This is a genomic window from Pseudomonas sp. Leaf129 (assembly GCF_001423465.1).
Taxonomy (GTDB): domain Bacteria; phylum Pseudomonadota; class Gammaproteobacteria; order Pseudomonadales; family Pseudomonadaceae; genus Aquipseudomonas; species Aquipseudomonas coleopterorum.
The window spans coordinates 23,642-48,322 of sequence record NZ_LMOC01000006.1; the positions used below are offsets into that span (position 1 = coordinate 23,642).

Annotated in this window: 30 protein-coding genes (1 of these 30 running past the window's edge); 17 read left to right on the forward strand and 13 right to left on the reverse strand. The window is 62.1% G+C overall.

Annotated elements, in window-relative coordinates; translation table 11 throughout:
• Window positions 1-49 carry the 3' portion of a threonine/homoserine exporter RhtA gene (gene rhtA, locus ASF66_RS08190; RefSeq protein WP_056843488.1) on the forward strand. Its footprint begins 833 nt before the window's first position, so only the last 49 of its 882 coding nucleotides appear in the window; its start codon lies beyond the left edge, outside the window; the stop codon is at window positions 47-49.
• A gap of 9 nt (window positions 50-58) precedes the next feature.
• Here rhtA and ASF66_RS08195 read toward each other — a convergent pair whose 3' ends face one another.
• Both ASF66_RS08195 and ASF66_RS08200 read right to left on the reverse strand, forming a co-directional pair.
• Window positions 59-1,867: an aminopeptidase P family protein gene (locus ASF66_RS08195; RefSeq protein ID WP_056843489.1), complete on the reverse strand. Its 1,809-nt coding sequence runs from the start codon at window positions 1,865-1,867 to the stop codon at window positions 59-61.
• 140 nt (window positions 1,868-2,007) lie between these two features.
• The gene (locus tag ASF66_RS08200) at window positions 2,008-2,571 is read right to left on the reverse strand and encodes an XRE family transcriptional regulator (protein ID WP_056843490.1); all 564 of its coding nucleotides are present in this window, start codon (window positions 2,569-2,571) and stop codon (window positions 2,008-2,010) included.
• A 190-nt stretch (window positions 2,572-2,761) separates the two neighbouring features.
• Here ASF66_RS08200 and ASF66_RS08205 point away from each other — a divergent pair, with 190 nt between their 5' ends.
• Genes ASF66_RS08205 through ASF66_RS08230 form a run of 6 tightly spaced genes read left to right on the forward strand, consistent with a single transcriptional unit; the run spans window position 2,762 to window position 8,825 of the window.
• Entirely contained in the window at window positions 2,762-5,680 is a 2,919-nt protein-coding gene (locus ASF66_RS08205; RefSeq protein WP_056843491.1) for a monovalent cation/H+ antiporter subunit A, read from the forward strand.
• Complete coding sequence (locus ASF66_RS08210) at window positions 5,680-6,024, forward strand: Na+/H+ antiporter subunit C (RefSeq protein WP_043186251.1); 345 nt, start codon at window positions 5,680-5,682, stop codon at window positions 6,022-6,024. Before ASF66_RS08205 ends, ASF66_RS08210 begins: the two co-directional genes overlap by 1 nt.
• Window positions 6,021-7,700: a monovalent cation/H+ antiporter subunit D gene (locus tag ASF66_RS08215; protein ID WP_056843492.1), complete on the forward strand. Its 1,680-nt coding sequence runs from the start codon at window positions 6,021-6,023 to the stop codon at window positions 7,698-7,700. The genes ASF66_RS08210 and ASF66_RS08215 overlap by 4 nt, the downstream gene beginning before the upstream one ends.
• The gene (locus ASF66_RS08220; RefSeq protein ID WP_056843493.1) at window positions 7,697-8,185 is read left to right on the forward strand and encodes a Na+/H+ antiporter subunit E; all 489 of its coding nucleotides are present in this window, start codon (window positions 7,697-7,699) and stop codon (window positions 8,183-8,185) included. The genes ASF66_RS08215 and ASF66_RS08220 overlap by 4 nt, the downstream gene beginning before the upstream one ends.
• Complete coding sequence (locus tag ASF66_RS08225) at window positions 8,182-8,460, forward strand: K+/H+ antiporter subunit F (protein WP_049858721.1); 279 nt, start codon at window positions 8,182-8,184, stop codon at window positions 8,458-8,460. The genes ASF66_RS08220 and ASF66_RS08225 overlap by 4 nt, the downstream gene beginning before the upstream one ends.
• Entirely contained in the window at window positions 8,457-8,825 is a 369-nt protein-coding gene (locus tag ASF66_RS08230; RefSeq protein ID WP_049858722.1) for a Na+/H+ antiporter subunit G, read from the forward strand. Before ASF66_RS08225 ends, ASF66_RS08230 begins: the two co-directional genes overlap by 4 nt.
• A 1-nt stretch (window position 8,826) precedes the next feature.
• Here ASF66_RS08230 and ASF66_RS08235 read toward each other — a convergent pair whose 3' ends face one another.
• Entirely contained in the window at window positions 8,827-9,843 is a 1,017-nt protein-coding gene (locus tag ASF66_RS08235) for an ABC transporter substrate-binding protein (protein WP_056843494.1), read from the reverse strand.
• A gap of 70 nt (window positions 9,844-9,913) precedes the next feature.
• Window positions 9,914-10,381 carry a hypothetical protein gene (locus ASF66_RS08240; RefSeq protein ID WP_082223526.1) on the reverse strand — a complete coding sequence of 156 codons (468 nt, stop codon included), beginning with the start codon at window positions 10,379-10,381 and terminating at the stop codon, window positions 9,914-9,916.
• A gap of 507 nt (window positions 10,382-10,888) precedes the next feature.
• On the opposite strand from ASF66_RS08240, the gene ASF66_RS08245 reads away from it, so the two are divergent.
• Window positions 10,889-11,125, forward strand: coding sequence for a DUF2789 domain-containing protein (locus ASF66_RS08245; protein ID WP_049858725.1), 237 nt, complete (start codon window positions 10,889-10,891; stop codon window positions 11,123-11,125).
• 21 nt (window positions 11,126-11,146) lie between these two features.
• Here ASF66_RS08245 and ASF66_RS08250 read toward each other — a convergent pair whose 3' ends face one another.
• Entirely contained in the window at window positions 11,147-11,551 is a 405-nt protein-coding gene (locus ASF66_RS08250; protein WP_049858726.1) for a TraR/DksA family transcriptional regulator, read from the reverse strand.
• A 274-nt stretch (window positions 11,552-11,825) separates the two neighbouring features.
• Here ASF66_RS08250 and ASF66_RS08255 point away from each other — a divergent pair, with 274 nt between their 5' ends.
• Window positions 11,826-12,470 carry a YceH family protein gene (locus ASF66_RS08255; protein ID WP_049858727.1) on the forward strand — a complete coding sequence of 215 codons (645 nt, stop codon included), beginning with the start codon at window positions 11,826-11,828 and terminating at the stop codon, window positions 12,468-12,470.
• 8 nt (window positions 12,471-12,478) lie between these two features.
• On the opposite strand, the gene ASF66_RS08260 is transcribed toward ASF66_RS08255, so the two are convergent.
• The gene (locus ASF66_RS08260) at window positions 12,479-13,297 is read right to left on the reverse strand and encodes a shikimate 5-dehydrogenase (protein WP_056843495.1); all 819 of its coding nucleotides are present in this window, start codon (window positions 13,295-13,297) and stop codon (window positions 12,479-12,481) included.
• 183 nt (window positions 13,298-13,480) lie between these two features.
• On the opposite strand from ASF66_RS08260, the gene ASF66_RS08265 reads away from it, so the two are divergent.
• The 3 genes from ASF66_RS08265 to pbpG all read left to right on the forward strand — a co-directional run bounded on the left by ASF66_RS08265 (window position 13,481) and on the right by pbpG (window position 15,267).
• Window positions 13,481-13,846: a hypothetical protein gene (locus ASF66_RS08265; RefSeq protein WP_049858729.1), complete on the forward strand. Its 366-nt coding sequence runs from the start codon at window positions 13,481-13,483 to the stop codon at window positions 13,844-13,846.
• Window positions 13,847-13,959: 113 nt separating this feature from the next.
• On the forward strand, window positions 13,960-14,139 hold the full coding sequence (locus ASF66_RS08270) for a hypothetical protein (RefSeq protein WP_049858967.1): 180 nt from the start codon (window positions 13,960-13,962) through the stop codon (window positions 14,137-14,139).
• A 207-nt stretch (window positions 14,140-14,346) separates the two neighbouring features.
• A complete protein-coding gene (gene pbpG / locus ASF66_RS08275) occupies window positions 14,347-15,267 on the forward strand; it encodes a D-alanyl-D-alanine endopeptidase (protein WP_049858730.1) in 921 nt (306 codons plus the stop codon).
• Window positions 15,268-15,383: 116 nt separating this feature from the next.
• Here pbpG and ASF66_RS08280 read toward each other — a convergent pair whose 3' ends face one another.
• On the reverse strand, window positions 15,384-15,833 hold the full coding sequence (locus tag ASF66_RS08280; RefSeq protein ID WP_056843496.1) for a hypothetical protein: 450 nt from the start codon (window positions 15,831-15,833) through the stop codon (window positions 15,384-15,386).
• Between the two features lie 218 nt (window positions 15,834-16,051).
• Here ASF66_RS08280 and ASF66_RS08285 point away from each other — a divergent pair, with 218 nt between their 5' ends.
• The 3 genes from ASF66_RS08285 to ASF66_RS08295 are packed head-to-tail and all read left to right on the forward strand — an operon-like array spanning window position 16,052 to window position 18,769.
• Complete coding sequence (locus ASF66_RS08285) at window positions 16,052-16,735, forward strand: response regulator transcription factor (RefSeq protein WP_056843497.1); 684 nt, start codon at window positions 16,052-16,054, stop codon at window positions 16,733-16,735.
• Entirely contained in the window at window positions 16,713-18,104 is a 1,392-nt protein-coding gene (locus tag ASF66_RS08290; protein WP_056843498.1) for a sensor histidine kinase, read from the forward strand. Before ASF66_RS08285 ends, ASF66_RS08290 begins: the two co-directional genes overlap by 23 nt.
• 2 nt (window positions 18,105-18,106) lie before the next feature.
• Window positions 18,107-18,769 (forward strand): response regulator transcription factor, encoded by a 663-nt coding sequence (locus tag ASF66_RS08295; protein WP_056843499.1) that lies wholly within the window; start codon window positions 18,107-18,109, stop codon window positions 18,767-18,769.
• A 15-nt stretch (window positions 18,770-18,784) separates the two neighbouring features.
• On the opposite strand, the gene ASF66_RS08300 is transcribed toward ASF66_RS08295, so the two are convergent.
• Entirely contained in the window at window positions 18,785-19,888 is a 1,104-nt protein-coding gene (locus ASF66_RS08300) for a DUF1615 domain-containing protein (protein WP_056843500.1), read from the reverse strand.
• Window positions 19,889-19,990: 102 nt separating this feature from the next.
• On the opposite strand from ASF66_RS08300, the gene ASF66_RS08305 reads away from it, so the two are divergent.
• Together ASF66_RS08305 and ASF66_RS08310 are read left to right on the forward strand one after the other, a co-directional pair.
• Window positions 19,991-20,389 (forward strand): hypothetical protein, encoded by a 399-nt coding sequence (locus ASF66_RS08305; protein ID WP_056843927.1) that lies wholly within the window; start codon window positions 19,991-19,993, stop codon window positions 20,387-20,389.
• 90 nt (window positions 20,390-20,479) lie between these two features.
• Complete coding sequence (locus ASF66_RS08310) at window positions 20,480-21,250, forward strand: YkgJ family cysteine cluster protein (RefSeq protein ID WP_056843501.1); 771 nt, start codon at window positions 20,480-20,482, stop codon at window positions 21,248-21,250.
• Between the two features lie 19 nt (window positions 21,251-21,269).
• On the opposite strand, the gene ASF66_RS08315 is transcribed toward ASF66_RS08310, so the two are convergent.
• The 5 genes from ASF66_RS08315 to cydP are packed head-to-tail and all read right to left on the reverse strand — an operon-like array spanning window position 21,270 to window position 24,601.
• Window positions 21,270-21,560, reverse strand: a complete 291-nt coding sequence (locus tag ASF66_RS08315) for a cyd operon YbgE family protein (protein WP_056843502.1) — start codon at window positions 21,558-21,560, stop codon at window positions 21,270-21,272.
• A complete protein-coding gene (gene cydX / locus ASF66_RS08320; protein WP_056843503.1) occupies window positions 21,550-21,666 on the reverse strand; it encodes a cytochrome bd-I oxidase subunit CydX in 117 nt (38 codons plus the stop codon). The genes ASF66_RS08315 and cydX overlap by 11 nt, the downstream gene beginning before the upstream one ends.
• A 12-nt stretch (window positions 21,667-21,678) precedes the next feature.
• Window positions 21,679-22,821 carry a cytochrome d ubiquinol oxidase subunit II gene (cydB, locus tag ASF66_RS08325; protein ID WP_056843504.1) on the reverse strand — a complete coding sequence of 381 codons (1,143 nt, stop codon included), beginning with the start codon at window positions 22,819-22,821 and terminating at the stop codon, window positions 21,679-21,681.
• Window positions 22,821-24,407, reverse strand: a complete 1,587-nt coding sequence (locus ASF66_RS08330; RefSeq protein ID WP_056843505.1) for a cytochrome ubiquinol oxidase subunit I — start codon at window positions 24,405-24,407, stop codon at window positions 22,821-22,823. Before ASF66_RS08330 ends, cydB begins: the two co-directional genes overlap by 1 nt.
• The gene (gene cydP / locus ASF66_RS08335; protein ID WP_056843506.1) at window positions 24,404-24,601 is read right to left on the reverse strand and encodes a cytochrome oxidase putative small subunit CydP; all 198 of its coding nucleotides are present in this window, start codon (window positions 24,599-24,601) and stop codon (window positions 24,404-24,406) included. Before cydP ends, ASF66_RS08330 begins: the two co-directional genes overlap by 4 nt.
• Between the last annotated feature and the right edge of the window lie 80 nt (window positions 24,602-24,681).

The following is a 24,681-nucleotide window of genomic DNA, read 5'->3' on the forward strand; positions in this document are numbered from 1 at the left end:
CACGTTGACGATCCGCGCCGAGCATGCTCCTGCCGTCGCTGCCGACTGAATACGCAGGTCAGATCGGCTGGGTGCGTTCGCGCAGCCATTCCAATGGCGCGTTGGCAAGCAGCGGCGCTACCCGTCTGGCGACTTCGGCATGGTAGTCGTTGAGCCACTGGCGCTCGACGGTCGACAACTGGGGAATGTCGATGCAGCGGGTATCGATCGGACATAGCGTCAGTGTTTCGAAGTTCAGGAACTGACCGAAGTCGCCCTGCCCGGCTTCACGCGTGAGAACAAGATTTTCGATACGCACTCCCCAGCGTCCAGGCCGATAGGTTCCCGGCTCGATGGAGGTGATCATCCCCGGCAGCATAGCTGTCTGGGGCATGGTTGGGGCCTGGTAGGCAATGACCTGCGGCCCCTCGTGAACGTTCATGAAGTAACCCACACCGTGGCCTGTGCCGTGCCCATAGTCGACCTGGTCGGCCCAGATGGGTGCACGCGCAATGGCATCGAGCAAGGGCGAAAGAATCCCTTTTGGAAACGTAGCCCGTGACAGGGCGATCATGCCTTTCAGCACTCGAGTGCAATCCGCTTTCTGATCCGCCGTGGGCGTACCGACCGGGACCATGCGGGTTATGTCGGTAGTGCCGCCCAGGTATTGGCCGCCCGAGTCGATCAACAACAGACCGTTGCCCTCGATGACGGCGTGGGCTTTCTCAGTGGCGCGGTAATGAGGCATGGCACCGTTGGCGTTGAACGCGGCAATGGTCGAAAAGCTCAGGGAGACGAAATTGGGCCGACGCGCGCGTGCGGCCGTGAGCTGCTCGTCGACGGTCAATTCGGTTATGCGCTCGCCTGCCCAGGCACCCTCCAGCCACGCGAAGAACTCGCACAACGCCGCACCGTCCTGCTCCATGGCGTGACGAATATGCTCTGCTTCTTTTGCGGTCTTGCGTGACTTGCTCAAGGTCGTTGGGTTCAGCGCTTCTATCAAGGTAACGCCGGTAGCGAGGTTTTCGATGATGCCAACGGTAACGCGAGCAGGATCGATCAGAAGCTTCTCGCCGGCTGGCACCACAGCCAGGGCGGCGCCGATCTCGGTGTACTCGCGGACGTCAATGCCTTCCTGCGCCAAGCTTTGGATAAGCGTGGAATCTATCCTGGACAGTGTGGTGAACAGGGTTGCCGAGTGCTCGCCTATCAACGCAAAGGCAACGAAGACCGGATTATAGGAAACGTCCGAACCGCGCAGGTCGAACAGCCAGGCAATATCGTCCAGAGTTGCCAGCAGGTGCCACTGAGCGCCCTGGGATCGAGTCTGCTCGCGCAGCGCTCTGAGTTTTTCGGCGCGCTCGCGAGCGGCGTACGGCGGTAGGTGGGCGTAGACAGCTTGGGCAGGCAATGGGGGGCGATCTGGCCAGATCTCTGCGAAGAGGTCGATATCGGTACGCAACGACGCACCTGTGTGTTGCAGTTTTTCTCGCAACTGACGGGCGGCAGCAACGGCCATGACTGCGCCATCGACCGCGACCGTGGTCCCAGCATGCATCTGCGAGCCCAGCCAGTCCAATGGACCCGGCTGCCCAGCCATCAGCTTGACCAGTTCGATGCCGCTTCCGGCGAGTTCGACCTGAGCTTGTTCCCAGTAGCGGCTGTCGGCCCAAAGCCCTGCGAAATCAGCGGTCACGATCAAGGTGCCGACAGAGCCCTGGAAACCGGAAAGCCATTGGCGTGCCTGCCAGTGTTCGGGTAGGTATTCGGACAGATGCGGGTCCGCCGAAGGCACCAGCAGGGCGTCGATGCCCTCGCGTTGCATGAGCGCGCGCGTAGCGCGCAGGCGCTCGGGAACGGGGAAAGTGGCAGAAGGTTTCAGGCTCATTCGGGCTCCGGTTCGGATGCTGGATCGTGTGGGCTGCTTTTGTGGGCCGATCATGGCGAATGCCGCAGCGCCGGGCAACCTTGAAAAGGAGGTGAGTTCGGAAGCCAGACGGCTGCGGGTCTTTGTTGGCGGAAACGAACTTAGATGACGACGTTGCGTACGAAGCGCACCAACGTTGCACTGTCATTGCGATAGGCATAGGGCTGATTGCTGGGATAGACAAAAAACTCGCCAGCTGCCAAGGCATGAGAGCGGCCGTCCAATACGACGGTCAGTCGCCCTTCACAAACGTAGATCTGCTCGCTCCAGCCTTCGGCATCGGGTTCCGATGAATAGGTTTCGCCAGGCTGCAACAGCCACTCCCACAGTTCGACCTCCTTGCTGGCTACTGTACTGGCCAAGAGGACGGCCTTGCTGCCAGGGAATGTGCCGACCCAGGCCAGTTCATTGATCCGGCCAGGGTCGCGATTCTCGCCAGGCTGGATGAGATCGCTGAAAGCGACATCAAGGGCTTCGGCAATACGGTCCAGGGTCGTCAGGCTGACGTTGTTGTCACCGGCTTCGATAGCCACCAGCATGCGGCGGCTGACCCCGGAGCACTCTGCCAGGGCGCTCTGCGAAAGCCCGGCGGCCTGGCGCAGGCGACGTACGTTATGACTGACGTGCTGGAGTACCGAGGCTCTGGAACTGGGGTCTTTGACCAAGGGAATCTGCGCTCGCTGGGAGTAGTCCCGCTGATCGACGCGATCAAGGCGGAGCTATCGATGGTAAAAAATTGTCATAAAAAAACAAGTCGTTATGGCATGCCTGTACGCTTCTGGCACAGCTTGCGGGTTGGTGATCACCCAGTGACCCCGTATGATCCTTTTCAATATTCCTGCAGATTAGAAGCCTATGTCCTTGATAGTACTATTGCTTCTGCCCTTCGTAGGCAGCTGCGTGGCGGCCATCTTGCCGCATAACGCACGCAACGCAGAATCGCTTCTGGCCGGACTGGTTGCCTTGGTCGGCACGGTACAGGTAGCCATGCTGTACCCGCAAATTGCCAACGGTGGTGTGATCCGCGAGGAATTCCTCTGGCTGCCCAGCCTCGGACTCAACCTGGTGCTGCGCCTGGACGGCTTCGCCTGGCTGTTTTCACTGCTGGTGCTGGGCATCGGTACGCTGGTGGCGCTCTATGCGCGCTATTACATGTCGCCGCAGGACCCAGTCCCTCGCTTCTTCGCATTTTTCCTGGCGTTCATGGGCGCCATGCTGGGTCTGGTAATTTCCGGCAACCTCATCCAGATGGTGTTTTTCTGGGAATTGACCAGCCTGTTCTCCTTTCTCCTGATTGGCTACTGGCACCATCGCGCCGATGCGCGCCGTGGTGCCTACATGGCGCTCATGGTGACCGGCGCCGGTGGTCTGTGCCTGCTCGCTGGCGTGTTGCTGCTGGGGCATATCGTCGGCAGCTACGACCTGGACAAGGTGCTCGTTGCCGGTGACGCCATCCGTGCGCATGGCCTGTATCCCGTCATGCTGACCCTGGTCCTGCTGGGCGCACTGACCAAGAGCGCCCAGTTTCCGTTTCATTTCTGGCTGCCTCACGCGATGGCGGCGCCGACGCCGGTTTCGGCGTATCTGCACTCGGCAACCATGGTTAAAGCAGGGGTGTTCCTGCTGGCCCGGCTGTGGCCGTCACTGTCCGGCAGCGAACAGTGGTTCTGGATCGTCAGTGGCGCGGGAGCCTGCACGCTGATGCTCGGCGCTTATGCGGCAATGTTCCAGAACGATCTCAAAGGCCTGCTGGCGTATTCGACGATCAGCCACCTGGGCCTGATCACGCTGCTGCTGGGGCTGAACAGCCCGCTGGCAGCCGTGGCCGCGGTTTTTCACATTCTCAACCACGCGACATTCAAGGCGTCGCTGTTCATGGCCGCCGGCATCATCGACCACGAAAGTGGAACACGCGACATACGCCGCCTGAGCGGGCTGTTTCGCCTTATTCCCTACACAGCGACGCTGGCCATGGTTGCCAGCGCGGCCATGGCAGGGGTGCCACTGATGAACGGCTTCCTGTCCAAGGAAATGTTCTTCGCCGAAACGGTTTTCATCAGCTCCACCGCCTGGGTCGAGATCGCCCTGCCGGTAGTCGCGACGCTGGCCGGTATCTTCAGCGTCGCCTATTCACTGCGCTTCACGGTTGACGTGTTCCTGGGCCCCAAAGCCACCGATCTGCCCCACATTCCCCACGAGCCGCCGCGCTGGATGCGTGCTCCCGTGGAGCTGCTGGTGCTGACCTGCCTGGTGGTCGGCATCTTCCCGGCACAGTCGGTGGCGCCCTTCCTGGCGGCCGCGGCGATACCCGTTGTGGGGGGCGAACTGCCTGAGTACAGCCTGGCCATATGGCACGGCTGGAACGCGCCCATGGTCATGAGCCTGATTGCGATGGGGGCAGGCGTGCTCCTTTATGTGTTGCTGCGCAATCAGTTCCGTCACGGTCGGCTGCGCTATCCACCGGTGATCGAGCGCTTCAACGGCAAGCGGCTGTTCGAGCGCTCGCAGGTGGTCATGATGCGGCTGGCGCGCAGGGTGGAGCGACTGCTTACCACCAGACGCCTGCAGGCCCAATTGTTCATGCTGGTGCTGGTTGCGGTGCTCGCAGGCCTGGCGCCGATGCTTTATAGCGGACTGAGCTGGGGGGATCGACCCAAGATCCCGGGATCGGGCGTCTTCGTGATTCTCTGGTTGATCGCCATTGCCTGCGCATTGGGGGCTGCCTGGCAGGCGAAGTACCATCGATTAGCGGCACTGACCATGGTCAGCGTGTGCGGATTGATGACCTGCGTCACCTTCGTCTGGTTCTCGGCGCCGGATCTGGCGCTGACTCAGCTGGTGGTCGAGGTGGTAACCACGGTGTTGATATTGCTCGGGCTGCGTTGGTTGCCTCGGCGGATCGAGGATGTCGCACCCTCCAGGACGACTCTGGATCGCGCCAAATTGCGCCGTCTGCGCGATCTGGTGCTGGCAGTGGTGGTCGGTGGCGGCATGGCGCTGTTGTCCTATTCGATGCTCACCCGGGCCACGCCCAACTTCATTTCCGAGTTCTACTTGAGCCGTGCCCTGCCTCAAGGCGGCGGGACCAACGTGGTCAACGTCATGCTGGTGGACTTCCGCGGTTTCGATACCCTTGGCGAGATCACCGTGCTTGCCGCCGTGGCCCTGACCGTGTTTGCCCTGCTGCGGCGCTTCCGGCCACCCAAGGAAAGCATGCAACTGCCGGCGCAGCAGCGTTCGCTGGCACCCGACGTGGTCACCGATCTCATCAACCCGCGCGGCGCGGACGACACTGCGCTGGGCTTCATGATGGTTCCGGCCGTTCTGGTTCGTCTGTTGCTGCCAGTGGCAGTGGTGGTGTCGATGTATCTGTTCATGCGCGGGCACAATCAGCCTGGCGGTGGATTCGTTGCCGGCCTGGTGCTGTCGGTAGCGTTCATCCTGCAATACATGGTGGCGGGTACCCAGTGGGTGGAGGCGCAGATGCGCCTGCGACCACTGCGCTGGATGGGTACCGGACTGCTTTGTGCCACTGTCACCGGGATCGGCGCCATTGCCTTGGGTTATCCATTCCTTACCACACATACTGCGCATGTTCATTTGCCGGTCCTGGGTGACTTTCATGTCGCCAGTGCCCTGTTCTTCGACATCGGTGTGTTCACCGTGGTGGTGGGATCCACTCTGCTGATGCTCACCGCGCTGGGTCACCAGTCGGTGCGTGCTCACCGTCCCTCGAGCCTACCCAAAGGCATTGCCCCAAAAGGAGCCGTCTGATGGAAGAAGTGATAGCGATTGCCATCGGCGTACTGGCTGCATCGGGCGTTTGGCTGATCTTGCGTCCACGGACGTTCCAGGTGGTCATGGGCCTCTGCCTGCTGTCCTACGGGGTCAACCTGTTCATCTTCAGCATGGGCAGCCTGTTCATCGGCAAGGAGCCGATCATCAAGGAAGGTGTGCCACAGGACCTGCTCAATTACACAGACCCCCTGCCCCAGGCACTGGTACTGACTGCCATCGTGATCAGCTTTGCGATGACTGCGCTGTTTCTGGTGGTTCTGTTGGCTTCGCGGGGCCTGACCGGCACTGACCACGTAGACGGCCGGGAGCCCAAGGAATGAGCTGGATGCCCCATCTGATCGCTGCGCCCATCATTCTGCCGCTGTTCACGGCGGCGTTGATGATGCTGCTCGGAGAGAAACACCGTTCGCTGAAAGCGCAGATCAACATCATCTCCAGCCTGCTGGGACTGGCGATTGCCTGTTACCTGATGTGGTGGGTCCAGGACCAAGGCCAGGCCGGTTCGATTGGTGTGTACTTGCCCGGCAACTGGCAGGTGCCATTCGGTATCGTACTGGTGGTGGACAGGCTTTCGGCGTTGATGCTGGTGCTGACAGGTATCGTCGGCGTCTGCGCCCTGCTGTTCGCCATGGCCCGGTGGGATCGGGCAGGCGCGAGCTTCCACGCCTTGTTCCAGATTCAGTTGATGGGCCTTTACGGCGCATTTCTTACCGCCGATCTGTTCAACCTGTTCGTGTTCTTCGAGGTGCTTCTGGCCGCCTCCTATGGCCTGATGCTGCATGGTTCGGGGAAGGCCCGGGTATCGGCCGGGCTGCATTACATCGCGATCAACCTGCTGGCCTCGTCGTTGTTCCTCATCGGGGCGGCCATGATCTACGGGGTCACGGGAACCCTTAACATGGCTGACCTGGCCCTGAAGATTCCGTTGGTGCCCGAGGCAGATCGCGGCCTGCTGCACGCCGGTGCTGCCATTCTCGCGACAGCCTTCCTGGCCAAGGCGGGCATGTGGCCGTTGAATTTCTGGCTGGTGCCGGCGTACTCGTCCGCCAGCGCCCCGGTTGCGGCTCTGTTCGCGATCATGACCAAGGTGGGCTTCTATACCCTGCTGCGGCTGTGGACCCTGATGTTTTCCGGACAGGCCGGTGCCTCGGCGCATTTCGGCGGCCAGTGGCTGATCTACGGGGGCCTGGCGACCATCGCCGTGGCTGCCGTCTGTATTCTTGCGGCGCAGCGACTGGAGCGCATGGCGAGCCTGAGCATCCTGATTTCAGCCGGCATCCTGCTGGCAGCGATCGGTTTCGGGCAGAGCGGGTTGATCGCTGCCGCGCTGTTTTATCTGGTCAGCTCGACCTTGGCGCTCAGTGCGCTGTTCCTTCTTGCCGAACTGATCGAACGTTCGCGGTCCGCCAACGAGATTCCGCTGGAGTACGATGCCGACCCGCTGCCAGCTGCAGTCGAGGCATTGCATCCGCCCAAGGGTATCAATCTGGATGACGAGCAGAAGGCCGTGGTAGGCCAGGTGATCCCCTGGACCATGGCCTTCCTGGGGCTGAGTTTCATTGCCTGCGCATTGCTGATCATCGGCATGCCGCCGTTGTCCGGGTTCATCGGGAAACTCAATCTGATTGCCGCGTTGTTCAATCCACAGGGACTCGGGGTGGCCACCGAGCAAACCCCGAGTGCAAGCGCGTGGGTCTACCTGGCGTTGCTGATCCTGTCCGGACTGGCGTCGCTGATCGCTCTGGCGCGTGTGGGCATGCAGCGCTTCTGGACCCCGCACGAGCGGCCTTCACCGTTGCTGCGGCTCAACGAGTGTGTACCGATCATGGTCCTGCTGGGATTGTGTGTGTTGTTGGCGATGCGCGCAGAACCTCTGCTGCGGTACACAGCCGATACGGCGGCCATGCTCGATGATCCCAAGCAATACGTGATGACCGTGCTGGGCGCCCAGCCGGTGCCCGGTCCGACTACAACAAGCCTTGAGGGTGAACCATGAGTCGCCTGTTCCCTGCTCCGTTGCTGTCGATCGCCCTCGCCATACTGTGGTTGCTGCTCAATGTCTCAATGAGTGCCGGCAACCTTTTGCTCGCCGTGCTGCTGGGGTGGCTGGCGCCGCTGTTGATGTCGCCGCTACGACCTCAGGCCGTGCGTATCCGTCGGCCCATGGTGATACTGCGGCTGCTGCTGCGCGTAGGCGGCGGTGTACTGGTGTCGAACCTGCAGGTGTTCTGGCAGGTGTGGAACATGGACGCTCGCCCGCCACGTTCGGCGTTCGTGGAGATTCCGTTGCAGTTGCACAATGCCAACGGACTGGCCGCCTTGGCGGCAGTCGCCACCGTCATTCCAGGCACCGTATGGTCCGAGCTGGCGCTGGATCGCAGCGTTTTGCTGATGCATGTTCTGGATCTGGATGATGAGGCGCAATTCATCGAGGAATTCAAGGACACCTACGAACGCCCGCTGATGGAGATCTTTCAATGAGCGCATTGCTGTCCAACGCCATTGTCGCGAGCTTGTTCATATTCGCGCTGGCAATGTTGCTTACGCTGATTCGGCTGTTCAGAGGACCGTCGGCCCAGGACCGGGTACTGGCTCTGGACTACCTGTACATTCTGGCGATGCTGGTCATGCTGGTGCTGGGCATACGTTACGCCAGTGACACCTATTTCGAAGCGGCCCTGCTGATTGCCCTGTTCGGCTTCGTAGGGTCGTTCGCGCTGGCCAAGTTCCTGCTGCGTGGAGAAGTGATCGAATGAATTCACTCCAGGTTTTACCCTTCTGGGTAGAGGTGGCCACGGCCATACTGCTGCTCGCCAGCAGTCTGTTCGCATTCACGGGCGCCTTGGGGTTGCTGCGCTTCAAGGATTACTTCCAGCGCATGCACCCGCCAGCGCTGGCGTCCACGCTGGGCGCCTGGTGTGTGGCGCTGGCGTCGATCCTGTACTTCTCCTGGCTCAAGCATGGGCCGGTGGTGCATGCCTGGCTCATCCCCATCCTGCTGTCGATCACCGTGCCGGTGACCACGCTGCTGCTGGCCCGGGCCGCACTGTTTCGCAAACGCACGGCTGGAGAAGCGGTGCCTGCCGAGGTCAGCAGCCACCGCAGCGACAGCGGTCACTGACTCATTTCAGACTGGCGCTCACCTTGCTGGCCACGTCTTCAGGCAGCCAGGTCTTCCACACTTCAGGATGATCCTTCAGAAACGCCTCGCCAGCCTGGCGAGGCGAAGTGCGGGCTTCGCTCATGTTGGCCAGGGCCTTGTTCAGGGGATCGATAGGAAGGTCGACCTTGGCGAAGAACTCGACCAGTTGCGGATACTCCTGCTGGAATGCCTTGGACACCCCGATCGAAAGCTTCGATGGCAGCGAACGGGTAGGCAGCGGCGCGGGATTGTCAGCATCGGTCAGGGTGGCCCAGGCCTTGGCATCGAACGGTGGCTCTTCAAGCTGGATCAACTTGTAGCGGCCCAACAGCGGGGTCGGTGACCAGTAGTAGAAGAGCACCGGCTTGCCGCGACGGATCGACGAGGCTATCTCGGCGTCCAGTGCGGCGCCTGAACCCGAACGAAAATTGACGTAGTCATCGGTCAGCTTGTAGGCCTTGAGTTTTTGCGCGTTGACGACTTCGGATGTCCAGCCGATGGGGCTATTGAGGAAGCGGCCTTTGTCTGGGCTTTCCGGATCCTTGAAAACATCCTTGTAGCGCGGCAGATCAGCGACGCTGCGCAGATCCGGCGCCAGCGGCTTGATACCTTTGGCGGCGTCGCCCTTGATCACATATTCAGGCACGAACCAGCCTTCGGTGGCGCCTTTGACGGTGTCACCCAAGCCAATCACCTTGCCCTCGGCTTCGGCCTTGACCCAGACAGGACTACGGCCGGCCCACTCTTCGGCAATGACCTGGACGTCGTTCTTGGCCAACGCCGTTTCCAGAGTGATGGTCGTGCCAGGCTGGGTATCGGTGGGCAGGCCGTAGCCCTTCTCGACGATATAGCGCAACAGTTCGGTAATGAGGCTGCCACTCTCCCAGTTCAGGTCGGCGAACTGGATGGGCGTGGTTTGCGCGTGGGCCGGAAGTGTTGCGGTCGATAGCCAGAGGCCGGCGCCACAGGCGACAAGCCAGGCACGTAATCCTTTCATGCGGGGTTCCTCGGTAAACAGTCGATGACTTGGGTAAGTCACCTTACTGTAGCGCAGGTTCCCCGAAGCATTATTCGCTGGGTTTGAAGGTCAATTCGCCCTTGCGCCATTTGGCTGCCTTGGCGGTCGCCGCTTTCAAGGTCTTGCCCAGATTTTCCTCGATGCGCTCGTGGGCAGCGAAGACCAGCATCACGGTTTGGCCTTCCTTGAATACGATGCCTTCGCCCTGAGCCATGCTGACGAATGCATATTCGCCAAGCCCATAGACCGTAAGCTTGATGTCACGAAACTTGAGCTCGAACTTGCCACCTTCACGGCTTGGCAAAACGGCGGCGCGGAAGTGATCGCCTACTTTGAGTTCGAGCCGCGGCTTGTCGTCGACCACCAGTGCGGACTCGGTATCGAGTTCGGCCATGTAGATGCCTTCCGCGCTTTGCTCGGTGACATAGACGAAACGCGACTGAAAGAGTTTGACCAACTTCGCACGCAAGTCGCCGAGCACGAACAGGGCGTGCATATCCAGATTAGTTACTGCCAATGAAGAATCCTCAAATCGAAACACAGACTACCGGACGCTGTTCGCGTGGTAATAACCTGAAGACGCGGGGAGCGCCGAACGGTCGGCAGCACGTGCAATGATTGCCACCGACCTGCTAACGAAAGACTAAAGGATCGAACCTTGATCCGGGATGCGCAGCGTCGACCTGCTGCAGGGAAAATTGCCGAAGACCGCGAAGGAAAAAGGCAAGCCTGGACGTGTATGGCAGAGCGGCGCCGCGGCCTCATGGGGAAGCTGGCGACCAACACGTGCAGGGCAGCGAAGCGCATGACGGTGATCTGACGCGAATAGTACCGAATCGAACCCCAGCGCGGTCAAGAAGTTTGTTGGATGGACACGTTCAAAACAGGATCGGGACAAAGCTCGATGCCCTGTGCCGTCCATTGCAAACAAACACGGTACTGCGAGCGAACTCTGGCGAAGCCCTCGCCTCAGATACTGAGTAACCTTTCAACCATGGCTGGAAACGGCCGCAGAGGAGTCAACATGGATCTGCCGAACCCAAGCCTTACTGGCCTTTTCGATCAACTGGGCCTGGCCAGCGAAGAAGCTGACATTCAGAAATTCATTGCCGAGCATCAGCTCGACCAAGACACCAAGCTGATCGATGCGCCCTTCTGGACTGATCAGCAGCGCAGCTTTCTGAAAGAGGAGCTGCACAGCGATGCGGAGTGGGCACCCATCGTCGATGAACTCAACGTGGCCTTGCATCCGCAGGCGTGAAAAACGCCTGCGGTCTATTGATCACGCTTGACGTTGATGCTTGTCGATCTGCTCGTGGCGCTCTTGCGCCTCGATGCAGTACTTGGTGGTAGGGCTGATCAACAGGCGCTTCAGGCCGATCGGCTCGCCACTGTCGTCACACCAGCCGAAGCTGTCGTCATTGATGCGGCCCAGGGCCATTTCCAATTGCGGCAGCAGGCGCTGGTCGCGCTCGATGACATTGACCAACCAATGACGCTCCTCTTCTACAGAGGCAGCGTCGGCAGGATCGGCGGGCGTGTCCAGGCTTTCAATGGCTACACGGCTTTGCTCGATGCGCTGCTGGGTCTCGATCTTCATGGCCTGCAACAGCTCGGTGAAGTAGGCCAGTTGCTCAGCGTTCATGTAGTCATCAGCCGGCATGGCCAGCAACTTTTCCTTTGTCATTGATTTCTCTGCAAACGAATAATGCGCTAGGGCAAAACAGGAAGCCCGCGACGCTGTCAGCGACGCAGGCAGAATTCTTCAAGCACCACACGGCACATGGTCAAGAGGGGCGGCAGTCTAAGGCCGGTTTACATGCGCAGCAACCCTAAATTTGGCAGGGAGCCGAGGGCCTGCTCGCTGGCGCAGGCGCGACCGCGCCACAGGCGGCGGCAGGCAGCCGTCTGGGCGGTTTTTATAGCATACTGGCCGTTACCGATTGCCTGGGGTTTATGCCATGACCGATGTTGAAACAACCGCTTCCGAACCCGTACGGCTCGATGCCGTGGAGATTCGCGTACTGGGCGCACTGATCGAGAAACAGGCCAGCAATCCTGAAACCTACCCATTGACGCTCAATGCGCTGGTGCTGGCGTGCAATCAGAAAACCAGTCGCGAACCGGTGACCCAGTACACTCAGGGGCAGATCGGGCAGAGCCTGCGCGCGCTCGAAGGTCGGCAGATGACTCGTCTGGTGATGGGCAGCCGCGCCGATCGCTGGGAGCATCGGTTGGACAAAGCGCTGGAGCTAGTGCCCGCTCAGGTCATTCTGATGGGGCTGATGTTCCTGCGCGGACCACAGACCGTTGGCGAGTTGCTGACGCGCAGTGCCCGCCTCCACGATTTCGAGGACGCCGAGCAGATCGTGCATCAGCTGGAGCGTCTCGCAAGCCGCGGCTTCGCGGTACATGTGCCACGCCAGGCGGGGCAGCGCGAGGATCGCTACAGCCATGCCCTGGGTGATCCTGCGGCCATCGACGCCATCTTGAGCGCCCGGGGCGTGCCGCCCGAACGCAACGGCTCAAAACACGACGATACCCGCCTGGACGAGCTGGAAGCACGTATCGCTGCGCTTGAAGAGCGCTTGTCGCGGCTGGAATGACAGCTGCGTCAGCCGCGGGCGTACTCAGTGGCCAGGCGTAACTGCTCGGCGCTAGGGCGTACGCCGGTGTAGAGCACGAACTGCTCCAGCGCCTGAATGGCGATGACCTCGAGGCCGGTGATCACCGGCTTTCCGAGTTTTTGGGCAGCTTTGATCAGAGGGGTTTGCCACGGCAGGGCGACGACGTCGAACACCTGTTGCGCCGCTTCGATGGCGGCCATATCGAATGACAATTCCTCTGCCTGGTTGCTGCCGGTCATGCCAACCGGCGTGACATTGACCAATAGCTGCGGGCGCGAGTCGCCCAACTCGGCCTGCCAGGGATAACCGCACGTATCGGCCAGCGCGCGGCCGGTTTCGTAGTTGCGCGCAATGATCAGGCCATTGCGCAGACCGGCGTCGCGAAACGCCGACGCTACGGCCTTGGCCATGCCGCCGCTGCCGCGCAGGGCGAAGGTGGTGTCGGGGTCGACGGCGTGCGCATCCAGCAATTGGCGGATGGCCAGATAGTCGGTGTTGTAGGCCTTCAGATAACCGTTGTCGTTGACGATGGTATTGATCGATTCGATGGCCGACGCCGATGCATCGAGTTCGTCGACCAAGGGTATGCAAGCTTCCTTGAACGGCATCGACACGCCGCAGCCACGGATGCCCAAGGCGCGGATGCCGCCAATGGCTGCCGGCAGATCGCCTGTGGTCATGGCCTTGTAATAATAGTTGAGACCCATCTGCTCATACAGATGGTTGTGAAAGCGTACACCGAACGTTCCGGGACGCGCGGCGAGCGACATGCACAGGATGGTGTCGCGGTTGGGAGCAATGGACATTCTTGGCCTCCTGGCGGCGTGTGACATTAGAAAAGCAGGCAGAGGACACTCTGCCCTTACACAAAATTTACCCATCGACGGGGACGCTTTTGACCATTTTTTTGTCATAGTCATGTCCCCGGCGAAATGATTTGACCCTATCGCAGGTTCGAACGCCAGGGCGCGAAACACGAGGAATCTATCATGATGCGTCAACTTCCCAAGATGGCTCTGCTGGTAGGGGCGCTGGCGATGGCCGGTCAGGCCTCGGCGCACGGCGGCGGCTGGCACGGTGCCGGGCCGGGTATATTGGGTGCTGTGCTGGGCGCAGCCGTGGTCGGTGCGGTGGTCACTTCCAATACACCACAGCGGGTCTATGTGGAACAGCCGCCGGTGTATGTGCAGAGCCCGCCACCGGTGTACGTGCAACAACCTGCCTATGTGCAGCAACCGGTGTATGTGCAGTCGCCGCCTGTGTATGTGCAGCCTTATCCGGTGTACGCAGCCCCGCCTCCACCGCGTGGCTACTATGGGCCGCCACCGGTGTACTACGGTCCACCACGCTGGTGAGTCGCCACGGCAGGGCGTGATAGGAATTGTCGATGGTGACTATCGAGCAAGGTGATTTCTATGGGCAGCGGCGAACTCGTAAGGTGGCTGGCAGGAACCACCGGAGGTGTCTCATGCCTGTATTAAGAATCATGTCGGTAGTCGGCAGCGCGGTCCCCGAGAAGTTGCGTGATCTGGGCCTTTTGGCGTGCTGGTACGTGGTGCGCGACGGCGAGCCTGTCAGTGGGCCCCTCCCCTCCCTGCCCCACGCCAAACAAGCCTTCGCCACGCTCAATGCAGCGCAGCCCCACTAGCCGGCGCGCTACATCGAATCGATCAAGCCCCGCTCTGCGGGGCTTTTTTCATGGTGTCCGCGCTGGATGAGCTTTTCTTCACGCACCAGGCCTTGCCGGGCGCGACAATCGACAGGCGCTTTGCCATACTCGCGCCACGTGACAATCGTCACTTCGACTCCGCTCCACCCCAGGCCCGATCTACCTCTATTTCAGTGAGCGCTCCGCGTGAAGACCCCGCTATCTCTTTTCAGCCTGTTGCTGGCTTTGACCACTTTCGTCGCCACCCCAAACCTTGAAGCGGCGGAAAAAGCCGCCGTGCCCCGGGATCCCTCGCAGTTGCACCTGGCTTCGGGTAGCGCTCTGCTGATCGATCTGCAGACCAACAAAGTGGTCTACGAGAACAACGCCGACCATGTGGTGCCTATCGCATCGGTGACCAAGTTGATGACCGGCATGGTCGTGCTGGACGCCAAGCAGTCGATGAGCGAAGTGATCTCGGTCGACATCACTCACAACAAGGAAATGAAGGGTGTGTTTTCCCGGGTCAAGCTCGGTAGCGAGCTGAACCGCCGGGACATGCTGCTGATCACTCTGATGTCTTCGGAGAACCGTGCAGCGTCGAGTCTCGCCCATCATTACCCCGGCGGTTACGGCGCTTTCATTGCGGCAATGAACGCCAAGGCACGCGCACTGGGCATGACCCATACCCGCTATGTGGAGCCGACCGGCTTGTCGACCAGCAACGTGTCCACCGCACGTGATCTGGCCAAGTTGCTGATCGCGGCGCAGCAGTATCCGTTGCTCAGCGAGCTGAGCACCACGCGGGAAAAGACCGTGGCGTTCAAGAAACCCAGCTACACCCTGGGGTTCCACAATACCGATCACCTGATCAACAAGGATGACTGGGATATCAAGATCACCAAGACCGGTTTCACCAATATGGCCGGCCACTGCCTGGTGCTGGTAACGCGCATGGGCGGTCGGCCTGTGGCGATGGTGATCCTCGATGCGTTCGGCAAGTACACCCACTTTGCCGATGCCAGCCGTTTGCGCAAATGGGTGGAAACCGGCAAGAGCAGCGCGCCGCCGGCTGTGGCCATGGACTACAAGGCGCAGAAAAAGCAGATGCGCCAGGCTGCCGACTGACCGCATCCTTCAGGCACGGCGGGCGGCCCGGTTGCGGGTGTACTTGGTGGCATCGGCACGGGAATCGGCGAGCAGACGCTTGGTGTTGCCGTGATGGGCCGGGAGCTGACAGCGCCTCAGGCGGTGGTACTGACCATGGAGCCGGCGGTACTGCTGCCTGATTCCTGCATGACCTGAAGCAATGCGGCGGTGGCGGTTTGCAGCCCTGCGGACGTGGCGACGACCTGTGTCTGGATGGCGGCCACTGCGGCGGCCTTGCTTTCTTCGCTTTGCTGGCTGGCCTGGATTCGGGCCATCTCCTGTTGTTGCTCCTTCAACTGCTTCTGCAGCTCGGCAATCTGCTTCTGCAGTTGCTCGATCGTGTCCGAATTACTACTGCTACTGCTGCTCTGACTGGCACCCGCCCCGCCTGCGCCACCGACCGGCGCGTTCGTTGGCGTTGCAGAAGGCGCGGCAGCGGTCTGCGTTGCATCACTTTCAGCAGTGGCGACGGGGGCGGCGGCCGTTGGGGTAACCGCTGGGGTGCGAATGCTCAAGTTGCTGGCGATGGTACTCAAGGTGCTCATGGCGATCGTGTCCCGATAGGCTGTGACCGTTACATCGGCGCCGATCGGCCAGGCTTTAGGATGAGTCTGTGATTCGTCGGCCAATCGCGCGTGCAGCGCGACTGGGCTCACGCCAATGGGGTCAGGTGGCGCAAGATGAAAAAAACTTCAACGAGCCCTGGGCCGATTGTTGTCACAATGCCGCCATCCTCAGCAGAAATCATCGGGTAGAGACCAACATGACTCGCGTACTGACCATCGAAGACGATGCCGTGACCGCCAGGGAAATCGTGGCGGAACTGAGCAGCCACGGCCTGCAGGTCGACTGGGTGGACAACGGCCGCGAGGGGCTGGTCAAAGCGGTGAGCGGCAACTATGACGTGATCACCCTGGACCGGATGCTGCCGGAGCTCGATGGACTGGCCATCGTGACCACCCTGCGCACCATCGGTGTGAGCACGCCGATCCTGATGATCAGCGCGCTGTCGGATGTCGACGAGCGGGTGCGCGGTCTGCGTGCCGGTGGCGACGATTACCTGACCAAACCGTTCGCCTCGGACGAGATGGCCGCCCGAGTCGAGGTGCTGCTGCGTCGCAACAACGCCGTGGCCGCCGTCGACAACACGCTGCGCGTGGCGGACCTGACGCTGGATCTGATGACCCGCGAGGCGTGCCGTGGCGAACAGGCGTTGAACCTGCTGCCCACCGAGTACAAGTTGCTGGAATTCCTCATGCGCAATGCCGGCCAGATCCTCACGCGCATGATGATTTTCGAGGAAGTCTGGGGCTATCACTTCGACCCGGGCACCAACCTGATCGACGTGCACATCGGCCGCTTGCGCAAGAAGATCGACCCACCGGGCACCGCACCGTTGATCAAGACCGTGCGAGGCTCCGGCTATGTCATTGCCGAACCTGTCTAAAGGCTGGCGCTCGTCCAGCAGTCGGCTGCTGGCGCTCTACAGCTTTCTGTTCGTGGCCTGGAGCAGTTTGCTCATGGGCGTGCTGTACTTCGAAGTCTCGGCCTATCTTGCCGACCTGGCGCGGCACTCGCTGATGCAGCGTCAACACCTGTTCTCGCGCTTTCACGGCGAAGCATTGAACGAGGCGCTGGCCGCCAGCGAAGCGTTCGACGACCGTACCTTCGACGCCTATGGTCTGTTCGATCTGCAATTGCGGCCGTTGTCCGGCCAGTTGTTGCAGGTGCCGCGAGGTCTACCACTGGACGGGCGCATCCATGACCTGAACAGTTGCGTGGACAGCGACAATCCGCAAATGCCGCAGAACAGCTGCGACGCGGTGGCGATGCGCACCCTGGATGGCCGCTGGCTGGTGCTGGTGCGCGACAACGGCTCGCTGTTCGCGGTCACTCACATCATTCTGCGGGCGCTGCTGTGGGGTATTTCCCTGACGATCATTCCCGGCATTGCCGGGTGGCATCTGTTACGGCGCAGGCCGTTGCGGCGCATCCGCGCCATCGAAGCAAGCGCCGATGCAATCGTGGCCGGTGATCTGACCACCCGCCTGCCGCTGTCGGACCGGCGCGACGAGTTGGACATGCTGGCGGCCATCGTCAACACGATGCTCGAACGTATCGAGCAACTGATGATCGAGGTCAAAGGTGTCTGCGACAACATTGCCCATGACTTGCGCACACCCCTGACCCGCCTGCGCGCGCAGCTCTACCGCATCCAGCAGGAAGCGCCGGAGGATTCGCGCCAGGCGCTGCAACTGGACGAGGTGATCGCTGAAACCGACACGCTGATGGCGCGATTCCGTGGCTTGTTGCGTATCTCCGAAATAGAGGATCACCGTCGACGTTCGGGCTTCATTTCCTTCGACCCGCAACCCCTGCTGCACGAGCTGCACGACTTCTATCTGCCCCTGGCCGAAGACGAGGGCATCAATCTACGTCTGGACGTGCCGGACACGCTGCCAATGCTGCATGGTGACCGCGCGCTGCTGTTCGAGGCCGTGGGCAACCTGCTCAGCAACGCCATCAAGTTCACCCCGGCCGACGGCCTGGTGGTGCTGCGCGCCACGGCAGAGAACGGCGCCACGCGGCTGGAGATCAGCGACAGCGGGCCGGGCATCGCGCCCGAGGAACGTGAGGCGATCTTTCAACGTTTTTATCGCTGCGAGGGCGATGGTCAGCACAGCGGTTTCGGTCTGGGGCTGTCGATCGTTGCGGCGGTGGTCAAACTGCACGGATTCACCCTCGAAGTGGGCAGCAGCGAACAAGGTGGCACTCGGATGACTCTGTGGTGCCGACAAAGCAAGGCATTGGTGTGACCATGAACCTGCTCTATATCAGCGATACGCCCGATCCGACCCTGCAACAGGGGTTGGCGCAACATCACACGGCCCTGAACACGGTCGACACGGCCGCCGCAGCGCAGGCATTGGCACAGGAACGGTACGGCTTCATCGTCCTGGCGCTGGAACGACCCGGCGATAGCCTGCTGCAACATTGCCTGGCGAAACGAGGGGATGCTGCGGTAATGGTACTGCTGGCCGAGGACGACCGGCTGGCGCGCATCGCGGCGCTGCGCGCCGGTGCCGATGCGTGCCTGGCGCAGCCGGTGGCCCCTGCCGAAGTGCTGGCGCGCCTGCAGGCCTTGACTCGGCCGCGCCCCCGGGCGACGGCGCTACCGCCATCGCGTCTGTGGCTGTCGCCTTCACGGCTGATGGTTGGGCGGGGCAAACGTCAACAGAGCCTGACGGTCAGCGAGCATCGCTTGCTGGCCATGCTGGCAAGCACTCCCGGTGCGGTCAGCCGGGAATCCATCGAGCAGCAGTTATGGGGCACGGGCCTCGAGCCCAGGACCGCACTGATCGAACGCCACGTGTGCAACCTGCGCCGCAAGCTCGCCCAGCTGGACTGCCCGCAGGCGTTGCAGACCCTGCGCGGTTTCGGCTACAGCCTGGCCGAACCCCTGGTACTGCGCGCGGATTGAGCACGCCGATCAGGCTCAGCGTGCGCGGGCCATGCAGCGGGCGTAGCGTTCGTCGACGCGTTGGGCGAACCAGGCGGTGGTCAGGTTGCGGGTGATCTTCGGACTCTGCAGCTTGATGCCGGGCAGGATCGCGCGTGGTATCGGCTTGCCAGCGGCCTTGTCGGCCAGGGCGAAGGTACGCTGGTAAAGCGTGGTCTTCTCGAAATCCAGGGTCTCCCCCTCTTCTAGAGCACGGCGAATGTCGCGGTCGCTCATGTTCAAGCGGTTGCCCAGCCCCCGCACTGCCAGCTCGGTATTGCTCGCGGCGCTGGAGTCGTAGCGGATCAGGTCACCGTCGAGCGCCAGGCGGCTGGCGGACAGCTGGTTCACGGCGTTCTGGAACGCGGCGTTGCGGCTGGCGTACCAGCCGGCATTGAAGTCGGCGAAGCGATACAGCGGTCGTTCATAGCTGGCCGGGTAGCCGAGCAGATGGGCAATGCCGAAATACATGCCGCCGCGCCGGGTGAACACTTCGCGGCGAATCGAGCCGTCCACCGTGTAGGGGTAGCCCGCTCGGTGTTTCTCGGCGAAGTCGATGCTGACCTGCATCGGCCCGCCGGTACGCACCGGGTTGAAGGTGCCGAACAGCTGTCGGCCCAGAGGCACCATACCGGTGAAGTCATCGAAGATTTCGCTGAGCTGTTTCTCAGAGCGCGCGGCTTCCAGCCGCTGCGCATAGGTCTTGCCGTCGCCCGAGCGGATGCCCAGGGCAGTGTCGACGAGAAAACCGGGCACGTGCACGCGCCCTGCGCGGCGGTCGATTTCCTGGCGGGCGATCTTGCCCAGGCCCGGCACGCTGGGATCGACCTGAAAGGTGGACTCCTGCTCGGCTACCGCCAGTATTGCGCAGAGGTTGTCGTCGGTGCCGGCGATGTCCTGCACCTTCAGGGCGGTTTCGATATCGGCGGCCCAGCCCTCACGGTCGGCGACCTTGCCGGGCAACAGCTGCACGAGCTTGGCGCGGACCTGCTCGGACGAAGGCGCCGGGGGTTGACCGGCGCGCTGGGTGGAACAGGCGGCGAGCAGTACAAGGAGGATGCTCAGTGCGCCATGGCGCACGGCGAGCCGACTTCTGGACATGTAAGGCCTTGGGAACGGATGAATTCGCGCCAGTATGGACGAGCACCCGGCCTGTCGACAGCCCCTGTGCAAATCACCTGCACCATGGCTATGCTGCGGGTCATGAACATGGCCCCTGTCGCACGCCAACCCTGCCCGCCCGGCGCTTGCATCTGCGAGCGCGAACGGCTGCACGCGTTACCCGACGCCGACTTGCGCATCCTGCGCCTAACTCGCGAGGAAGAGAAACGCCTGCTCGAACGCCTGGAGAACGTGGAAAGCCTGGAGGAGCTGCGGCGCCTGCAACAACGCATCTTCGAGCAGCTGGGGCTGCGCGTGGAAGTCACGCCAGGCGCGAGCACCGTGCGCAGCATGCGCGGCATCGCCATTCACATCGAGGCGTTGCCGGGACTGTGTCGCAAGACGCGGCAGTCGATTCCGGCGGCCATCCGTCGCGGCCTGGAAAAGAACCCTCAAGTGGCTTACAGGCTGCTGGACGCCCATGACCTGCTCGGAGGCTGAAGCCAGGCTGGCACGAAATCTGCTCTCTCCCCTCTCACTGATGACGAAGCGCCACGTTTTCGTCATTCATCCAGTTCAGACGGGGTTTGCATGGACACACGTTTTTCTTGCACCGGGTGCGGCAAATGCTGCAGCGATCACCACGTACCGCTGACCCTGGCCGAGGCGCGGCGCTGGGCGGAGGATGGCGGTCAGTTGATCGTGTTGCTCGAGGCTTTCCTGGAAAACGGCCCCGGTTTGCACAGCCTCAACCTCAGCCACGCGCAGCAGGAACATGCCCGCCGTCGCTCGCTGCCAGTGCTGTGCGGCAGCGCGCCCGCCTACGTCTCGATCACCTTCGCAGCCTACAACCTGGGCCCCTGCCGGAATCTGAATGCCGACAACCGCTGCGGTATCTATGCCGAGCGGCCGCTGGTGTGTCGCATCTATCCGATGGAGATCAATCCGCACATCCCGCTGCGTCCGGACATGAAGGACTGCCCCAGCGAAGCCTGGGCCACGGGCCCTGCGCTGATTGTCGGCGGGCAGTTGGTGGACGCGCCGCTGGCGGCGCTGATTGAACAATCGCGCCAGGCCGACCGTGACGACATCGCTGCCAAGGCACAGGTCTGCGCGCAGTTGGGCATTCATACGGCGGCGCTCAAGGGCGACGGTTTCACCACCTACCTGCCCCAGCCCGCCGCGTTCCTTGCCGCGCTGCGCGAAGTCGACGATATGCCGATGCTGGAAGACAACTCGACGCGCTGGGACCTGCACATTCCGGACGAGGACCTGGCCCGGCGCCTGGCCGAAACCGGTGCGATGATCGCCGCCATCCTGGCCGACGACGCCATGTTCATCTCGCTGCGTCGCGCGGCCTGAACACCCTTTGTGGGTGGGTTCAGAGGTTACGCAACAGTACCCAGTAACCCAGGGCCATCGAGGCCCACCCCAGCAAGGGGTGAAACATCAGGCGCCAGGCCCAGGCACGCGGGTCGAAGCCGACCCCGTGCACATAGCCGGCGGCAATGCCCCACATCATCAGGCTCAGCAGGCCATGGCTGTAATGTCCCTGGGCATCGAGCAAGGCCACCGGGTGCAGCAGCAACACCAGGCTGATCGGTCCGGCGAGCAGCAATGACAGCCAGCGCCAGCCGGGCGTGCGCAGCGCGGGCGCCGCTTCAGCGTTCATCCGCAGGGTCCTCGTCCAGAGCGTTGGAGGCTTCCAGCCACAGGGCGTTGATGATGCCCAGGCTGCACGCCAGCAGCACTCCCAGAATCCAGGCGAAATACCACATAGTCAGGCTCCTTCAGTAAAGGCTGTGCGCGTTCTGCTCGATCTGAGCGGTGGTGACCCGGCCCCACATGCGGCGGTAGCACCACAGGGTGTAGCCAAGGATCAAGGGCACGAAGATGCCGGCGGCGACCAGCATGATCAGCAGGGTCTTGTGACTGGACACCGCGTCCCACACGGTCAGGCTCGACGCCGGATCCAGGCTGGAGGGCATGACGAACGGGAACAGCGCAAAGCCTGCGGTGCACAGTGTGCCGACGATCGCCAGGCTGCTGCCGGCGAAGGCCAGCGAGGCGCGTCGGCCTGCGGCGGCCAACAGCGCCAGCACGCCGCCAAGCATGCCCAGCACCGGCGCGATGGCCGTCAGCGGATGGCGCACGTAATTGCCCATCCAGCCTGGGTTGCCGCTGACGACCGTCTTGGCCAAGGGGTTGAGCGCCAGTTGCGGATCCAGATTCGAACTGATCACCAGGCCTTGCACATGACCGCTCGCCAACCAGGCACCGGCGCCGCCGAAGGCCAGCACGAACAGTACCGCCATGGCCATGGCAGCCTGCCGGGCGCGTCCGGCGATCGCGCCTTCGGTGCGCATCATCAGCCAGGTCCCGCCGTGCAGGCTCAGCAGGCTCAGGCTGACCACGCCGGCGAGCACGCCGAAGGGACTGAGCAGTTGCCAGAACGAGCCGTGGTAGCTGGAACGCAAGGTGTCGTCGAAACGAAACGGCAGGCCCAGCAGCAGGTTGCCGAAGGCGACGCCGAACACCAAGGCTGGGACTACACCGCCGATGAACAGGCCCCAATCCCAGCTCTGCCGCCAGCGCGTGTTGGCCAGCTTGCTGCGGTAATCGAGGCCCACCGGACGCACGAACAGGGCGAACAGCACCAGCAGCAAGGCCCAGTAAAGGCCGGAGAAGGCCGCGGCGTAGACCAGTGGCCAGGCTGCGAACAAGGCGCCGCCAGCCGTGATCAACCAGACCTGATTGCCATCCCAGTGCGGTGCGATGGTGTTGATCACCACCCGGCGCTCGTTGTCGTTACGGCCGACGAAGGGCATCAGCACAGCGGCACCCAGGTCGAACCCGTCGGTCAGGGCAAAGCCGATCAGCAGCACGCCGACCAACACCCACCAGATCAACTTGAGATTCTCGTAATCGAGCATCAGATGGCTCCCTGTAGCGGACCGTGGGGCAACGCCGCCCCGCGCTCGAAGTGATAGCGACCGGTGTGCAGGCTGCTCGGGCCCTGCCGGGTGAACTTGATCATCAGGTACATCTCGATCACCAGCAGCACGGTGTAGAACGCGGCCAGGGCCAGCAGCGATCCCCAGACGTCACCCGTGGAAAGACTCGACGCCGACAGGTGGGTGGGCAGCACTTCACCGATCGACCAGGGCTGGCGGCCGTGTTCGGCGACGTACCAGCCGGTCTGGGTCGCGACCCACGGCAACGGCAGACTGAACAGCGCCCACTTGAGCAGCCAGGGTTTGCGTGTTTCGTTACGGCGGATCGAGGCCCAGAAGGCGCAGATGAACAGCCCCAGCATCAGCACGCCGCTGAGCACCATGAGGCGGAAGGTCCAGAAGATCGACGCGACACCGGGAATCGAGTCCAACGCGGCGGCCTCGATCTGCGCGTCGCTGGCGTCGACCACGGTGTCGGTGTACTTCTTCAGCAGCAGGCCATAACCCAGGTCTTTCTTGACCTGATTGAAGGCGCTCAGGGTCTGTTCGCTGAGGTCGCCGCCACGCAGTTGCCCCAGCAGTGCGTAGGCCTGCATGCCATTGCGGATGCGTGCCTGGTGCTCGATCACCAGGTCCTTGATGCCGGTGACCTGCTTGTCCACCGAGCGGGTGGCGATGATGCCCATGACGTAGGGGATCTTCACCGCGTAGTCGGTGCGTTGTTCAGCCTGGTTGGGCAGGCCGAACAAGGTGAAGGCGGCCGGTGCCGGTTCGGTTTCCCATTCGGCTTCGATGGCGGCCAATTTGGTTTTCTGCACGTCGCCGATCTCGTAGCCGGACTCATCGCCCAGCACGATCACCGAGAGGATCGACGCCATGCCGAACGCGGCGGCGATGGCGAACGAGCGCCGGGCAAAAGCGATGTCGCGGCCCTTGAGCAGGTACCAGCTGGAGATCGCCAGGATGAAGACCGCGCCGGTGACGTAGCCGGCGGCCACGGTGTGGACGAACTTGACCTGGGCCACCGGGTTGAACAGCAGGTCGGTGAAGCTGGTGAGCTCCATGCGCATGGTGACGAAGTTGAACTCGGCGCCCACCGGGTTCTGCATCCAGCCGTTGGCGATCAGGATCCACAACGCGGAAAGGTTCGAGCCCAGCGCCACCAGCCAGGTCACCGCCAAGTGCTGCTTGCGTGAGAGGCGGTCCCAGCCGAAGAAGAACAAGCCGATGAAGGTCGATTCGAGGAAGAACGCCATCAGCCCTTCGATGGCCAGCGGCGCACCGAAGATATCGCCCACGTAGTGGCTGTAATAGGCCCAGTTGGTGCCGAACTGGAGTTCCATGGTCAGCCCCGTGGTCACGCCCAGGGCGAAGTTGATGCCGAACAGCTTGCCCCAGAACTGGGTCATGTCCTTGTACACCTGCTTGCCGGTCATGACGTAGACCGATTCCATGATGGCGAGCAGGAACGCCATGCCGATGGTCAGGGGCACGAACAGAAAGTGATAGAGCGCGGTCATGGCGAACTGCAGCCGAGAGAGGTCGACGACTGATTCGGAGATCATTTCAGGTTCTTCTCGAGAGGTGGGGAAGCGGAGCCGAGCACATGCTGGCCAACAGTGGTGCCGTCATCCTTGACGTCTACGCCCGCGTCGAACCATAGGCTGCGGATGCCCAGCAGCAGGACCAGCTTGATCAGCACAATCACGGCGATTTCCCGCGCGAGCGGTCTCTTGAGGAAGTCGAAGTGTCCGGACATGGGTGGTACTCGGTGTCGGGCGGGTCGGTAGGTGGGCGGATTTTCTGCCCGCACCGCCAGACGGCCATTGATCCAGATCA

What these genes read in the sequence shown, in the direction of transcription:
- ASF66_RS08195 (WP_056843489.1), bottom strand. Translation starts at nt 1,867, where the DNA reads ATGAGCCTGAAACCTTCTGCCACTTTCCCCGTTCCCGAGCGCCTGCGC.
- ASF66_RS08205 (WP_056843491.1), top strand. Translation starts at nt 2,762, where the DNA reads ATGTCCTTGATAGTACTATTGCTTCTGCCCTTCGTAGGCAGCTGCGTG.
- ASF66_RS08210 (WP_043186251.1), top strand. Translation starts at nt 5,680, where the DNA reads ATGGAAGAAGTGATAGCGATTGCCATCGGCGTACTGGCTGCATCGGGC.
- ASF66_RS08215 (WP_056843492.1), top strand. Translation starts at nt 6,021, where the DNA reads ATGAGCTGGATGCCCCATCTGATCGCTGCGCCCATCATTCTGCCGCTG.
- ASF66_RS08220 (WP_056843493.1), top strand. Translation starts at nt 7,697, where the DNA reads ATGAGTCGCCTGTTCCCTGCTCCGTTGCTGTCGATCGCCCTCGCCATA.
- ASF66_RS08225 (WP_049858721.1), top strand. Translation starts at nt 8,182, where the DNA reads ATGAGCGCATTGCTGTCCAACGCCATTGTCGCGAGCTTGTTCATATTC.
- ASF66_RS08230 (WP_049858722.1), top strand. Translation starts at nt 8,457, where the DNA reads ATGAATTCACTCCAGGTTTTACCCTTCTGGGTAGAGGTGGCCACGGCC.
- ASF66_RS08235 (WP_056843494.1), bottom strand. Translation starts at nt 9,843, where the DNA reads ATGAAAGGATTACGTGCCTGGCTTGTCGCCTGTGGCGCCGGCCTCTGG.
- ASF66_RS08245 (WP_049858725.1), top strand. Translation starts at nt 10,889, where the DNA reads ATGGATCTGCCGAACCCAAGCCTTACTGGCCTTTTCGATCAACTGGGC.
- ASF66_RS08250 (WP_049858726.1), bottom strand. Translation starts at nt 11,551, where the DNA reads ATGACAAAGGAAAAGTTGCTGGCCATGCCGGCTGATGACTACATGAAC.
- ASF66_RS08255 (WP_049858727.1), top strand. Translation starts at nt 11,826, where the DNA reads ATGACCGATGTTGAAACAACCGCTTCCGAACCCGTACGGCTCGATGCC.
- ASF66_RS08260 (WP_056843495.1), bottom strand. Translation starts at nt 13,297, where the DNA reads ATGTCCATTGCTCCCAACCGCGACACCATCCTGTGCATGTCGCTCGCC.
- ASF66_RS08265 (WP_049858729.1), top strand. Translation starts at nt 13,481, where the DNA reads ATGATGCGTCAACTTCCCAAGATGGCTCTGCTGGTAGGGGCGCTGGCG.
- ASF66_RS08270 (WP_049858967.1), top strand. Translation starts at nt 13,960, where the DNA reads ATGCCTGTATTAAGAATCATGTCGGTAGTCGGCAGCGCGGTCCCCGAG.
- ASF66_RS08280 (WP_056843496.1), bottom strand. Translation starts at nt 15,833, where the DNA reads ATGAGCACCTTGAGTACCATCGCCAGCAACTTGAGCATTCGCACCCCA.
- ASF66_RS08285 (WP_056843497.1), top strand. Translation starts at nt 16,052, where the DNA reads ATGACTCGCGTACTGACCATCGAAGACGATGCCGTGACCGCCAGGGAA.
- ASF66_RS08290 (WP_056843498.1), top strand. Translation starts at nt 16,713, where the DNA reads ATGTCATTGCCGAACCTGTCTAAAGGCTGGCGCTCGTCCAGCAGTCGG.
- ASF66_RS08295 (WP_056843499.1), top strand. Translation starts at nt 18,107, where the DNA reads ATGAACCTGCTCTATATCAGCGATACGCCCGATCCGACCCTGCAACAG.
- ASF66_RS08300 (WP_056843500.1), bottom strand. Translation starts at nt 19,888, where the DNA reads ATGTCCAGAAGTCGGCTCGCCGTGCGCCATGGCGCACTGAGCATCCTC.
- ASF66_RS08305 (WP_056843927.1), top strand. Translation starts at nt 19,991, where the DNA reads ATGAACATGGCCCCTGTCGCACGCCAACCCTGCCCGCCCGGCGCTTGC.
- ASF66_RS08310 (WP_056843501.1), top strand. Translation starts at nt 20,480, where the DNA reads ATGGACACACGTTTTTCTTGCACCGGGTGCGGCAAATGCTGCAGCGAT.
- ASF66_RS08315 (WP_056843502.1), bottom strand. Translation starts at nt 21,560, where the DNA reads ATGAACGCTGAAGCGGCGCCCGCGCTGCGCACGCCCGGCTGGCGCTGG.
- cydX (WP_056843503.1), bottom strand. Translation starts at nt 21,666, where the DNA reads ATGTGGTATTTCGCCTGGATTCTGGGAGTGCTGCTGGCGTGCAGCCTG.
- cydB (WP_056843504.1), bottom strand. Translation starts at nt 22,821, where the DNA reads ATGCTCGATTACGAGAATCTCAAGTTGATCTGGTGGGTGTTGGTCGGC.
- ASF66_RS08330 (WP_056843505.1), bottom strand. Translation starts at nt 24,407, where the DNA reads ATGATCTCCGAATCAGTCGTCGACCTCTCTCGGCTGCAGTTCGCCATG.
- cydP (WP_056843506.1), bottom strand. Translation starts at nt 24,601, where the DNA reads ATGTCCGGACACTTCGACTTCCTCAAGAGACCGCTCGCGCGGGAAATC.